Source organism: Sutcliffiella sp. FSL R7-0096 (assembly GCF_038595065.1).
Taxonomy (GTDB): domain Bacteria; phylum Bacillota; class Bacilli; order Bacillales; family Bacillaceae_I; genus Sutcliffiella_A.
The window spans coordinates 2,434,235-2,446,792 of record NZ_CP152003.1 but is presented as its reverse complement, the minus strand read 5'-3'; the positions used below and the strand labels follow the sequence as shown (position 1 = coordinate 2,446,792).

Annotated in this window: 12 protein-coding genes; 6 read left to right on the top strand and 6 right to left on the bottom strand. The window is 41.0% G+C overall.

Annotated features, from left to right (window positions below; translation table 11 throughout):
- The first annotated feature begins 154 nt into the window (after positions 1–154).
- Positions 155–634 (top strand): DUF3231 family protein, encoded by a 480-nt coding sequence (locus tag MKY77_RS12365; protein ID WP_339146126.1) that lies wholly within the window; start codon positions 155–157, stop codon positions 632–634.
- Between the two features lie 59 nt (positions 635–693).
- On the opposite strand, the gene MKY77_RS12360 is transcribed toward MKY77_RS12365, so the two are convergent.
- Together MKY77_RS12360 and adh are read right to left on the bottom strand one after the other, a co-directional pair.
- Positions 694–1,023, bottom strand: coding sequence for a DUF779 domain-containing protein (locus MKY77_RS12360; protein WP_339146125.1), 330 nt, complete (start codon positions 1,021–1,023; stop codon positions 694–696).
- A gap of 2 nt (positions 1,024–1,025) precedes the next feature.
- Positions 1,026–2,546: an aldehyde dehydrogenase gene (gene adh, locus MKY77_RS12355; protein WP_339146123.1), complete on the bottom strand. Its 1,521-nt coding sequence runs from the start codon at positions 2,544–2,546 to the stop codon at positions 1,026–1,028.
- 304 nt (positions 2,547–2,850) lie between these two features.
- Between adh and recQ the strand changes: the two genes are divergently transcribed.
- Together recQ and MKY77_RS12345 are read left to right on the top strand one after the other, a co-directional pair.
- On the top strand, positions 2,851–4,989 hold the full coding sequence (recQ, locus tag MKY77_RS12350; protein ID WP_339146122.1) for a DNA helicase RecQ: 2,139 nt from the start codon (positions 2,851–2,853) through the stop codon (positions 4,987–4,989).
- Between the two features lie 82 nt (positions 4,990–5,071).
- Positions 5,072–5,341 carry a hypothetical protein gene (locus MKY77_RS12345; RefSeq protein WP_339146120.1) on the top strand — a complete coding sequence of 90 codons (270 nt, stop codon included), beginning with the start codon at positions 5,072–5,074 and terminating at the stop codon, positions 5,339–5,341.
- Between the two features lie 58 nt (positions 5,342–5,399).
- On the opposite strand, the gene MKY77_RS12340 is transcribed toward MKY77_RS12345, so the two are convergent.
- The gene (locus MKY77_RS12340; RefSeq protein WP_339146118.1) at positions 5,400–6,929 is read right to left on the bottom strand and encodes a hypothetical protein; all 1,530 of its coding nucleotides are present in this window, start codon (positions 6,927–6,929) and stop codon (positions 5,400–5,402) included.
- Between the two features lie 243 nt (positions 6,930–7,172).
- On the opposite strand from MKY77_RS12340, the gene msrA reads away from it, so the two are divergent.
- The 3 genes from msrA to MKY77_RS12325 all read left to right on the top strand — a co-directional run bounded on the left by msrA (position 7,173) and on the right by MKY77_RS12325 (position 9,390).
- Positions 7,173–7,718 (top strand): peptide-methionine (S)-S-oxide reductase MsrA, encoded by a 546-nt coding sequence (gene msrA / locus MKY77_RS12335; protein WP_339146117.1) that lies wholly within the window; start codon positions 7,173–7,175, stop codon positions 7,716–7,718.
- Positions 7,719–7,787: 69 nt separating this feature from the next.
- On the top strand, positions 7,788–8,981 hold the full coding sequence (locus MKY77_RS12330) for an oligoribonuclease (protein WP_339146116.1): 1,194 nt from the start codon (positions 7,788–7,790) through the stop codon (positions 8,979–8,981).
- Positions 8,982–9,003: 22 nt separating this feature from the next.
- The gene (locus tag MKY77_RS12325) at positions 9,004–9,390 is read left to right on the top strand and encodes a VOC family protein (RefSeq protein WP_339146114.1); all 387 of its coding nucleotides are present in this window, start codon (positions 9,004–9,006) and stop codon (positions 9,388–9,390) included.
- 351 nt (positions 9,391–9,741) lie between these two features.
- Here MKY77_RS12325 and MKY77_RS12320 read toward each other — a convergent pair whose 3' ends face one another.
- From MKY77_RS12320 to MKY77_RS12310, 3 genes are all read right to left on the bottom strand, one after another.
- Entirely contained in the window at positions 9,742–9,864 is a 123-nt protein-coding gene (locus MKY77_RS12320; RefSeq protein ID WP_339146113.1) for a hypothetical protein, read from the bottom strand.
- Between the two features lie 68 nt (positions 9,865–9,932).
- Complete coding sequence (locus MKY77_RS12315; protein WP_339149805.1) at positions 9,933–11,000, bottom strand: DUF3900 domain-containing protein; 1,068 nt, start codon at positions 10,998–11,000, stop codon at positions 9,933–9,935.
- Between the two features lie 239 nt (positions 11,001–11,239).
- Positions 11,240–12,481, bottom strand: a complete 1,242-nt coding sequence (locus MKY77_RS12310; RefSeq protein WP_339146111.1) for an MFS transporter — start codon at positions 12,479–12,481, stop codon at positions 11,240–11,242.
- Between the last annotated feature and the right edge of the window lie 77 nt (positions 12,482–12,558).

Genomic DNA, 12,558 nt, shown 5'->3' with positions numbered 1-12,558 from the left:
ATGTGTATGCATGGGAGGGGAGAGGGTTGTCTACATTTTTAAAAAAATCATATTTTCTATAGCAATCATTTTTGTAGGATACTAAAAAAAATGAATCTTGGGAGGGTCATGTTTGAATGGATAAGCAGTTGTCATCGTCTGAAATAGGTAATTTGTGGATGACATATCAACAAAAACGATGCTGGCGAGGCTTTTGGAGCACTTTCTTGCGAACAAACAAAATGAAGAAGTACACACTTTGGTACAAACCTATTACAACCAAGAAGTTAATTTTATAAATGAACTAACGGAATTGTTTCAGCAAGAAAATATGGTGGTGCCTGTTGGTTATATTTTCAGCGATACACTTCTAAAAAGTGATATTCAGCCACCAATAGTTGCTTGGGGAAATCCTACCCTCTCAACGGAATCTCCATACTCAGAGAAGCTCATGATGTATCTGACAAATCTGCTCAGCAGCTTCGGGCTTACAAGTAATGCACTTGGTACATCGTTCAGCCTTCGCTCGGATCTACCGACAAAGATGACGTTGATTGCAAAAGATATATTTGATTATGCCAAAGATGGCGGGAAGTTGATGGTTAAAAACGGTTGGATGGAAGAACCACCACAGTCATTAAAAAGCACAAAATAAAACGGGCAAACGCCCGGTTTTTTAAAAAAACAAGACGTCCATTTTGAGGACGCCTTTTCTCATTTTGGGAAAACTTTTGACCTAGTCAGGAAACGAACACCTTCTGGACCTTCCAAAGAGAACATGCCACCCCTTCCAGGAACCACATCAATGATGAGCTGTGTATGCTTCCAATACTCATACTGCTTTTTATTCATGTAGAAGGGAGCACCGCCTATTTCGCCAAGGAGAACATCAGAATCTCCAATCATAAAGTCTGCTTTTGGGTAGCACATAGGGGAGCTGCCATCGCAGCAACCCCCAGATTGATGGAATAGTACAGGTCCATGTTTGCCTTCCAGCTTTTCGATTAATTCAAGGGCAGCTTCGGTAGCCAGTACTTTTTCCATTTTTAAAAGAATCCTAGTTTTTTTGGACTGTAGCTTACTAAGAGATTCTTAGTTTGCTGGTAGTGGGAGAGCATCATTTTATGATTCTCCCTGCCGATTCCACTCATTTTATATCCACCAAATGCCGCATTGGCAGGGTAGGCATGATAGCAGTTAGTCCAAACGCGTCCTGCTTCAATTTGTCGGCCAAAACGATAGGCGGTGTTGACATCCCTTGTCCAAACTCCAGCACCAAGGCCGTAAAGTGAGTTGTTGGCGATTTCCAAAGCTTCTTCAGGCGTTTTAAACGTAGTGACGGAAACAACCGGACCAAAGATTTCTTCCTGGAATATCCGCATTTTGTTATTACCTTTGAAAACCGTCGGCTTCACATAATAGCCGCTGGCAAGGTCGCCCTCCAACATATTGCGTTCTCCACCTGCCAACAGCTCTGCACCTTCCTCTTTCCCGATCTCAAGGTAGGAGAGGATTTTTTCAAGTTGTTCTGAAGATGCTTGGGCACCTATCATGGTTTCGGTATCCAGTGGATTTCCTTGCTTGATTTGTGAAACCCGCTCGAGTGCACGTTCCATGAATTTATCATAGATGGATTCATGAATGAGGGCACGAGATGGGCATGTACATACTTCTCCCTGATTCAAGGCAAACATGACGAATCCTTCTACTGCTTTATCAAAGAAATCGTCGTCTTGGGCCATGACATCCTCAAAGAATATGTTAGGGGATTTCCCACCAAGTTCCAATGTTACTGGGATGATGTTTTGAGAAGCATATTGCATGATCAGACGTCCGGTTGTCGTTTCGCCCGTAAATGCAATCTTTGCGATTCTATCACTGGATGCGAGCGGCTTTCCGGCTTCCACGCCAAATCCGTTAACAATGTTTAACACACCTGGAGGCAAGAGGTCCGCTATCAACTCGGTCAATACCATGATGGAAGCTGGTGTCTGCTCAGCAGGTTTCAAAACGACACAATTACCGGCTGCAAGAGCAGGGGCAAGCTTCCATGTAGCCATAAGCAAAGGGAAGTTCCAAGGAATAATTTGACCGACTACCCCAAGCGGTTCATGGAAGTGATAGGCAATCGTATCATTATCTATCTCACCAAGGGAGCCCTCTTGAGACCTGATGCACCCAGCAAAATAACGGAAATGATCGACGGCAAGTGGAAGATCGGCTGCCATTGTTTCACGTACAGGCTTTCCGTTCTCCCACGTTTCTGCCACTGCAAGCATTTCCAAATTCTCTTCCATTCTATCAGCTATTTTATTTAATATATTCGCTCTTTCTGCCACCGAAGTCTGTCCCCATGCTGACTTGGCCTTATGTGCAGCATCTAGTGCCAATTCAATATCCTCTGAAGTGGACCTGGCCACCTCGCAAAATACATTACCGGTTACAGGAGTGACATTTTCAAAATATTCACCTTTTACTGGAGCGACCCATTCCCCGCCAATAAAGTTGTCATAACGACTTTTAAAAGAGACCTTTGAATCCTTCTCGCCTGGATTAGCATAAATCATGAAAATTCCTCCTTAAATAAATTAATAGATTGTCACCATGATATGTAAGCGCATTCAAAATGACGAAAAAATAAAGAGGTTAGACAACCTATTGTAAGGTAAATTTTAAACATTCAGATAATAAAATGCAAGGAAAATGTAGCTATTATATAGTAATAGGTTAAAAGAGCTTGGTTGCACAGGTTTATATATTCAGTTAAAATGAAGGGGTCCTTTAAAACATCGCTAATTCACCCTCTTCCTCAAGTAAACTACTTCCTAATAAACTCCATCAACTTCATTTCCATTTAAACGAGGTGTATCTATGAACGAACAAGGCACAATTCTTTTGCAAAAGTATTATGGTTATCAGGATTTCAGACCTGGACAGAAGAAAATAATATCCAGCATTTTAAATCAATCCAACACATTGGGAGTGATGCCGACAGGAGGGGGTAAATCCATATGCTATCAAATCCCTGCACTGTTATTTGAAGGCTTGACGATTGTCATTTCCCCTCTGATTTCACTAATGAAGGACCAAGTCGATTCTTTAGTAGAATTGGGAATTGAGGCTACATATATTAATAGCTCGTTAGATGGAGCGGAAATAAGGGATAGGATGCAACGAGTGGAAATGGGAGAGATAAAGCTGCTATATCTAGCTCCGGAAAGGTTGGACTCCTATGACTTCCAAAACGTCCTTGCAGTGGTAGAAGTATCCATGGTGGCGATTGATGAAGCCCACTGTATGTCACAATGGGGTCATGACTTTAGGCCAAGTTACCGGGAAGTGGGAACGTTTGTAAAAAGAATACCGGGCATGCCGATTGTCTCCGCGTTCACTGCCACGGCAACCGGACAGGTGATCGCTGACATCCAATCGATGTTGGAGATTCCACCAGAGAACACATTTGTCACCGGTTTTTCACGGGATAATCTGACGTTTTCTGTGTTGCGCGGTCAAAATAAAGATACCTATATGGAAAAATTCTTAAAATCAAACAAGGAAGAATCAGGTATTATCTATGCAACTACCAGAAAAGAGGTAGATCAGATTCACACAAACCTGACCAAAAAAGGATATCACATCGGTAAGTATCATGCGGGACTATCAGAGGATGAGAGGAAGGGTTACCAAGAAGAATTCCTGTATGACCGTCTGAAACTTATGGTTGCGACAAATGCTTTCGGCATGGGAATCGATAAATCCAATGTTCGTTTCGTTATTCATTACAACATGCCCAAGAATGTGGAGGCCTATTATCAAGAAGCTGGACGAGCAGGAAGGGATGGAGAAGAGAGTGAATGCATCCTATTATATAATGCTCGCGACATCCAAATCCAGAAGTTTTTGATAGAGGAAAGTGTGCGATCACCAGAGCGTAAAAAGCAGGAATATCAAAAGCTTCAAGCAATGATGGATTATTGCTATACGCAACGTTGCCTACAAGGGTACATTGTCAAATATTTCGGACAGGAAGTAGAGCTAACGTGTGGAAAATGTAGCAATTGTTCTCAGGAATATGTAGAACAGGATATCACATTAGAAGCCCAGAAGATTTTCAGTTGTATCCACAGAATGAATGAAAGATTTGGTGCAACCTTGATAGCAAAAGTCTTGAAGGGCTCAAAGGATAAGAGGATTCAACAATTCCGTTTTGACCAATTGCCAACTTACGGCCTTATGAGTTCTTATACAGAAAAGGAATTGGTAGACTTAATCAATATCTTGATTGCAGAAGGATATTTGGTTCTGACGGAAGGGCAGTATCCTATCGTGAAAATAGGGGTAAGGGCAGTTCCAGTTCTCAAAGGACAAGAAAAAGTTTTATTTAAAATGAAAGAACAAGTAACTTCCATTGTAGAAGACGATGAACTTTTCGAGCGCTTACGTAGACTGAGAAAAGAACTGGCGACGCAGGAGGGAGTTCCTCCATATGTTATATTTCCTGATAGTACGTTAAAGGAAATGAGTAAGCACATCCCACAGGATGAAACATCGATGCTTGAAATTAAAGGAGTAGGCGTGTTGAAGTATGAGAAATATGGGGATATGTTCTTAAAGGAGATCATTAGTTTTTCAGATTCTGATCGAGTTATAGAGACGGTACCAACCCGCCAAGCCCCCACCAGACAATCTGCTAAACTTACACCTGGTGAAGGAGAATCCAGTCATATGTTTTCATTTAGGCTTTTTGAAGAGGGTACGTCCTTGAAGGAAATAGCCAAGGGAAGAGATATGAGTCTCATCACCATTCAAAACCATCTCTTTAAATGCGCCAAAGAAGAAGAGGTGGTGGTAGAGTGGGATACGTTCATTCCAGCTGAACACGAAAACGAGATCATCAAAGCCATTGAAAATGTAGGCACAGAAAAATTGAAACCAATTAAAGAAGAGCTTCCGGAAAATGTAGACTATATGGCAATCAAAGCCGTAATGATCAAGCATGGGTTTATTTAGGGGTTTGCTTCCATGTTTAATAAATTCTAAGCAGGGAATATCAAACCTATAAATAAAATCAACAACCAGGAGGCGTTACATTATGAATACACGTCAACTAAAAAAGCCGTTATTAATAGCAGGTGCAGCCAGTCTCACAAGTGCCGGGTTGCTTGCATATAAGCCTTATAGGGAGAAAGTTGTCCAATATTCCAAGCGTATAAAAAATAAAGTCATTCCACTCAAATATAGAAATACAAGCCTTCCGATAGAAAAGGCAGGAAACCCTGATCCAGAAGATATCCAGGACAATAAAATGGTAAGTGAAGGCGCTCAGTATTCGGTGGATTATTACAACAAAAAGATGCAATAGTAAAGAGGCGCACCGGTATTCGATCCGATGCGCCTCTTTAAGCATAGTTCAACAAACTTTATACAAAGAATATGGCGTACGCCACTCCGATTACACCAATCAGAGCCAACGTATAAACTGGTTTGATCGGCATTTCTCCGTTATTTTCCATCGCTTTTCCAAACATGAAGAAAACAAGGGGGTGGACTAAAAATGGCATGGAAAAAATGAAAGGAATTAAAGCAGCAGCTTCAGCCCCGAACATATCCCCTTGAATCGCAGCAAATAATCCAAAGTGCGAGATTGCAGACGACTGCGCCATTGCTGCATAATCAATCGGCATGGTACTTAGGCTCAATAATGCCAAACCACCGAATACCGCACACATCTGCCAACCGAAAGAAAATTGCATCAATGCCTTCACTTCTTTTTTATCTTCTCCATTGGATTTTCTAAGATTGATTAAGGCAAGAATAGTCAATCCAACTCCCACTGCAACGATCAATAAAGAAGGGAACACCCATAGACTTCCACGCTCTGCACTGATTGCCAGAACAGAGAAAACAAAAATATGCCCAAAAAACGGTATGTTGATCATGATTGGAGCACGCTTTGCAGCAGTCTTGCCAAAGTCACCTGCAGTACATGCACCAGTCAAACCGGAATGAGAAAGGGACCCGGCCATACCGGGAGCAAGATTGCGAGCATTTGCTGTCCTTGCAAAGAACATGATCAATGCAATTCCACCAAACATCCAGAAAAGTTGACCAAAGAATCCATAAGCAAGTACGGCATTCATTCCTTCGATTGCAAATGCGTCCCCTATACGTGATCCCCCGATCATGAAGTTTGCTGCCAAAACAACCGGTATACCTGCAACAAGGAGTGCTCTAATGGTTGGCCCGAAGCTCCAATTGTAAAAGATGGCACCTAAAGCGGCTGCGATCATCATGGCAAAGAATATTTGAGGCAATGCAATAACTGGTTTTACAGCCATAGCAATCTGATACGAGATGACTAATAGGATAATGATCGCAATCATTTCCAATAGTCCTTTTTTCATATATTGATGCTTGTTCGAAATTTTTGCTTTATTATCAATGAAAAGAATAGAACCAATAATCCCGATGTACGCTATCAATGGATAAATATTGTCAAACATACCGGTACCATCTGAAAGGATGAGACGGGTTATGCCTTCAAGTCCGAATAAAAGGAAAAAGGCGCGAACGATATAAAAGAATTGTGTCCTGGAAGTTCCAAGAAAGGTTTCTTCTTCAGAAACCACTACAGTATCTTCTACAGCTAAATCTTTGTTTCCAAGTATTTTCCTAAGTTCTTGTCCTCCTACGAAGAAAGATACGGTTAATGCGATGATGGTCGTTCTGGCCATCAGGTCAACAAATGGGAACTCAACCAATCCTGGAGTGGCAACACCAGTAAACACAAGTAAATAACCCATTCCAAGACCAAGAATGACAATGATTAATATAGGGGAAAAACGCGTTCCCGCTACCACCATTCTAGAAATTAAAACCATGGGTATGAGGAAAAAGAGTATTAACCAAAACTGATTCAATAACTCCATATTTGAAAACTGCTCTATCATTCTCTAATCAGACTCCTATCGTTCATTTATTCACAAAGAATTATCGTACAATACTCTTATAGAAGTGTAAATGATTGTAAACGCAATCATGAAAATGTTTTATTATTTCGTTAATAATGAATATATAATAATTTTGTTATGTTAATCTTGAGTATTCGATAAGCAATGTTATTGTATCTACTTCATGTATAGTGTAAAATTCCATCAAGCATAGTAATAAGTAAGAGTGAGAGGTGTAACATAATGAAAAATAGTAAAACAGAATTAGCTACTTTTGCTGGTGGATGTTTCTGGTGCATGGTCAAACCTTTTGATGAGATGCCTGGAATTGAAAAAGTAGTATCCGGATATACCGGGGGGGAAGTCACTAATCCTACATATGAGGAAATAAAGAAAGGTAATACTGGACACTATGAAGCGGTCCAAATCAAATTTAATCCGGAATTATTTCCTTATGAAAAATTACTGGAGTTATATTGGCCGCAAATAGACCCAACAGATGACGGTGGTCAGTTTTTTGATAGAGGTAGCCAGTATCGCACGGCGATTTTTTACCATAATGACCATCAGAAAGAGCTTGCTGTGAAGACAAAAGAAGAGCTTCAATCAAGTGGACGTTTCCAAAAGCCGATCGTAACAGAAATAAAACCGGCAACAGCATTTTATGAAGCGGAAGAGTATCACCAGAAGTTTTATGAGAAAAACCCTGAAAAATATAAACAAGAACGTAAAGAATCCGGACGAGATGCTCATATTAAGGAATATTGGGGAGAAGAATATACAAAGTAATAAGCATAGGTGGACAAGCAACTGTGTCTCGCTCGTCTAGCAGGACCAAATTGATAAGGGGGACTACTATTGATTCATTTATTTACCCACAATGATTTAGATGGGGTCGGCTGTGGAATCTTGGCCAAGCTGGCTTTCAAGGAAAAGGTGAAGGTCCATTATAATTCAGTCGGGAGTCTGAATTACCAGGTGGCCGACTTTATGGAGGAAGCAACACCTCAGCATCAAATATACATAACTGATCTTTCTGTAAACGAGGATAATGCAAAAAAACTTGATCACTTTGTCAAAGAGCTAGGAGGCAAGGTTCAATTTATCGATCACCATAAGACAGCCATCCATTTAAACGGATATAATTGGGCAGCTGTCACAGTGGAATATGAAGACGGTAGGCTAACAAGTGCCACCTCCCTATTTTATGAGTACCTGCTAGAAAAGGAACTCATTACTAGGAGGGAAGCACTCGATGAAGTAGTGGAATTGATCCGTCAATATGATACATGGGAATGGGATCGTAATAATAATACAAAAGCCAAGAGACTGAACGATCTACTTTATATGATTTCCATCGATGATTTTGTAGAGCGGATGCTCCAGAAGCTTACAAATGCGGACAAATTCAACTTTGATGATTTTGAAACACAGATTCTTGATATGGAAGAACAGAAGCTTGAGAGATATCTACGTAAAAAACGACGGGAAATTGTACAAAAGCCCGTAGATGACAAATGGGTTGGGATTATCCATGCCGAATCGTTCCTTTCAGAGATAGGGAATGCCTTAGGAAAAGAAAACCCCCACCTTGATTACATTGCCATGATCAATATGGGCAGCAAGCGGATCAGTTTGAGAACCATCCATGATGATGTGGATGTCTCTCAAGTGGCTGCGAAATTTGATGGGGGAGGCCATGCCAAGGCTTCAGGTTGTAATTTAAACGAGCAGGCATATAAACTCTTTGTTTCAGAGGCATTCCCTTTGGAGCCTCTGAAACAGGATGCCCCTAAGAACGTCTTCAATGTAAAAGAATCTCCGAATGGCGTACTTTATGATTCCAAGGAAAAAGGAAATCTGTTTCTTTTACCGAAGGAAGGCGGAACCTGGCAAGTGGAAAATAAAGAAAAGCTTATGGAAAAGACCTTTTCATCCTTTCAGGAAGCAGAAACATTCGTTAAAAGGAGTTTTGCTGCTTGGCTGGTAAAGGATGAGGAATATGTAAATTTCTTAGTGGAGAACATCAGGAGGCTACGTACAAATAACTAAAAAATCTGGGGAGAGAGCAGAGATGGCAATCAAACGTTTAGAGCATGTCGGGATTATGGTACAAGACATTGAAGTTTCCATAGCTTTTTATACAAACATACTGGGATTCTCATTAAAAGGACAGCTTGACCACCCTAATGGGGTCATTAAACTTGCTTTTTTAGGATTTAATGAAAGTGATGAAACGGAACTGGAGCTCATTCAAGGCTATAACGATCATCTACCTCCTGAAGGCAAAGTTCATCATATAGCATTGACAGTGGACAATTTGGAAATGGAATATGAGCGATTAAAGCAATTGGATGTTACATTCCTAGAAAAGGAAATAACCACATTGCCAAACGGGGCGAGATACATCTTCTTTACAGGTCCGGACGGCGAATGGATTGAATTGTTTGAAACCAAATAATTAAGAGAACCGTCCGTTCTTTTAAAGCTAAATATTTGGTTAATCTTGCTGTTCCTGTCTGCAAATGGCTTCGTTTTCCGCGGGGCTTAATTGCTATTTTCAGGCACTTTACTTAGATAGGCAATTTGTTATTCTTTCGGTGAATGAAGCTACCCTCTTAATTGGAGTGGAAGGGACAGGTAAAACTCCTTAAGCGTTGTGAGGAGGCTTACGGACCGCCCTTTGGGTAAGCGAAGCGACTGGAATGGAAATCAACAGTATTATAAGCTTACTTTCTTATATTTAATAAATAGGGCCAGGAAACTTTATTAAAGTTCCCTGGCCTTTCAAATTTTCATTCTTCATCTCACTCTAATCTTTACCCATTGCTTTCCCCTTGGCACGCGCACTTTTCAACATATGCTTATACGTAAAACCAAGGCAGATGATTCCTGTTAATGAACATGCATAGCGGATGATGGACATCCAATCCATTGGTGGTCACCCCTAAAAGGTATTTGATCTTATCATTTCATTAACTTTGACATTTATTCATGAACAGTTCAGTTGCTGTATTTTTTATTCATCCTTTCCAGGATCATGGTCAGTTCACTTGGTTTGAGCATCTCAACAGGAGACACGTTTTTTTCGAATTGGAGAAAGTCACCTTCAAGAAGGACGACATAACGGTCATTAATTTTGGCGATATGGACATTCTCACCAAAATCCGCCAGTAGGCTTTTAACAGATATGTGATCCAGCTTGAATTTAAGTTCGATGTCCGGTGTCTGCTCAATGATGCTTGATGAAGCCTCGATTACCTGTTCATCGGACCAGCGCTCCTGCAATTCGCGTTTTGGTGAGGTTGCCCATGCTTCCATTGCTTGTTCCATTTTCTCTTTTTCTTCACTTTCATCCTTGTATGTTTCAGAAATCTCTTGATGAACCATTCCCATCACCTGATTTTTGATGATTTCAGGCATCGATTCTCCATATTCCACAAATTTAAGGAAATCCTCGAAATAACGCGAGTGGGAGGATTGATGAATCTTCAATTCGCTTTCTTCTACCATCCCATCCTCTATCATGAAGGGGTATTGGATGGACTTCATATTCTTCGTGGTAATTGCCATCTGTACGTTATGAATGAGGGTTCTTTCATCCGTTATGGAAGCTACCTTCTGTTCGAAGTCACATTTCAATATGAATACAAAAGGTTCATCAAAGTATTTATTCAATTTAGCCCTTGCGACAATTAGAACCCCGCCTCTTACAGCAGTTGTATCCGTATAGGTGGTAGCTATTTCTTCGGCCGCCTGTGAAAATATTTCAAGTGTTTCCGCATTTTTAATTCGATTGAATTGATTATAGTTCGGATTGGAACCTAAGTCATACCCAGGCTCTACCATGAATCTCCCAATCTTTGTGGGGACTTGCTCATTTTTAGGATGTCGATCTACCTTTCTTTTTGTGATTTTCATCAGTTCTCCATCAAGGAAAGGTTTCAAAGCGCTCTCTTCATATGTATCCTCATCTAAAACTGCCATCGGTTTATAATACTTCTTAGCACTTTCACCGCTACCTTCCACTTCAATCAAGTAAAAGGCCAATGACTTTATATCAAAATCCATCATTATCACCATTTTCACTAGGTATCTTTTAACACTTGGTCCTGTTTAACACCGCTGTTGATTTCCGCACAAGGCTTCGCTTTCCTAAGGGGGGTTGGGGAGCCTCCTCGGCTTGCGTCTATTACTCCAATCACCAGTTATATTGCTGCAAAAATCAACATTATGCTTTTACAGAGCCTAACACTTAAACAAGTATAGGCAAAAGAAAAGAAAGGGTCAACAGGAACCCTTTCTTCTCTTCAGCTATGCATTTCCCTAAGTTTTTGATCTGTTGGTAGAAAGAATGTCAATAGACCGATTAATGGAAGACAGACTGTGAATAGGATCGTATTCGTCAACCCGATCCAATCAGCCAGGACACCAAGCGCAACAGAGCCCACTGCACCCATTCCAAATGCAAGGCCCACAATGAGACCGGAAACCAATCCGATTCTCCCAGGAACAAGCTCCTGAGCATAAACAACGGTCACCGAGAAGCTCGAGAGAATGATAAATCCAATTATGGCAATCAAAACATACGCAAAAGTGGGACCGACAAATGGAAGGAGCAGGGCAAGTGGGGCAGAACCGAGCATGGAAAGAGAAATGACCAATCTTTTTCCAAAGCGGTCAGCCAATGGACCACCGAAGAACGTACCGATAGCACCTGCACCTAAAAATACAAAAATATAAATTTGTGAATCTGCTATCGGCAGTCCATAGTTCTGTATCACGTAAAAAGCATAGAAGTTTGTCATTCCTGCATGGAACCAGGAGCGTGCAAACACAAGGAAAATCAATAAGGAAATGGAGAATATAATGATACGCTTATTTTCATTGGTTTCCTTTTTTGCTTTTACTTTCATTTCTATTTTCTTTTTAACAGGTTTGGCCTTTTCCAAAACCTGTTGCTTATACCATGCTGCGATGTATAAAAGTAGGATAACTCCTGCTGCCGCGACTATCGTGAACCATAGCACCCCTTTTTGCCCCAATGGTAAAAGGATATAAGCGGCCATCAATGGGGCTAACGCCTGACCAGAATTACCCCCAACCTGATAGATGGACTGGGCGAGTCCTCTCCGATTGCCAGCAGCCATATAGGCGACACGTGAGCCTTCCGGATGAAAAGCGGCTGATCCAAGTCCAATGAATAATACTGACACTATTATGAGCCAGAAATTTTGTGCAAGAGCAAGCCCGATAATTCCAAACAAGGAAAAGGTTAGCCCAATCGGTAATGCATAGGGTGAAGGCTTCTTATCCGTATAAATCCCTACTACAGGCTGAATGAGGGAGGAAGTGGCATTCAGCGCAAATGCAATTAAACCAAGCTGTGTAAAGGTAAGCCCCATGGAATTTTGCAGAACCGGGAACAGAGCTGGGACTACAGATTGTAGGGCATCATTTAGCAAGTGTACTAGTCCAATAATGTATAGGATGGGATAAACGGTTGTGTTTTCAGGTTTCGCTGTATCTACTCTCATTTTTTGTGCCTGCATGATAGGAGCTCCTTTATAGTAACTGATTAAATAATCATAGCATGGGAAGCAGGGAAGGGGACAGATTATTTTTACGG

Bases quoted from the DNA above. Each gene is read 5' to 3' on its own strand.
- MKY77_RS12360 (WP_339146125.1), bottom strand. From the start codon at position 1,023: ATGGAAAAAGTACTGGCTACCGAAGCTGCCCTTGAATTAATCGAAAAG.
- adh (WP_339146123.1), bottom strand. From the start codon at position 2,546: ATGATTTATGCTAATCCAGGCGAGAAGGATTCAAAGGTCTCTTTTAAA.
- recQ (WP_339146122.1), top strand. From the start codon at position 2,851: ATGAACGAACAAGGCACAATTCTTTTGCAAAAGTATTATGGTTATCAG.
- MKY77_RS12345 (WP_339146120.1), top strand. From the start codon at position 5,072: ATGAATACACGTCAACTAAAAAAGCCGTTATTAATAGCAGGTGCAGCC.
- MKY77_RS12340 (WP_339146118.1), bottom strand. From the start codon at position 6,929: ATGATAGAGCAGTTTTCAAATATGGAGTTATTGAATCAGTTTTGGTTA.
- msrA (WP_339146117.1), top strand. From the start codon at position 7,173: ATGAAAAATAGTAAAACAGAATTAGCTACTTTTGCTGGTGGATGTTTC.
- MKY77_RS12325 (WP_339146114.1), top strand. From the start codon at position 9,004: ATGGCAATCAAACGTTTAGAGCATGTCGGGATTATGGTACAAGACATT.
- MKY77_RS12320 (WP_339146113.1), bottom strand. From the start codon at position 9,864: ATGGATTGGATGTCCATCATCCGCTATGCATGTTCATTAACAGGAATC.
- MKY77_RS12315 (WP_339149805.1), bottom strand. From the start codon at position 11,000: ATGGATTTTGATATAAAGTCATTGGCCTTTTACTTGATTGAAGTGGAA.
- MKY77_RS12310 (WP_339146111.1), bottom strand. From the start codon at position 12,481: ATGCAGGCACAAAAAATGAGAGTAGATACAGCGAAACCTGAAAACACA.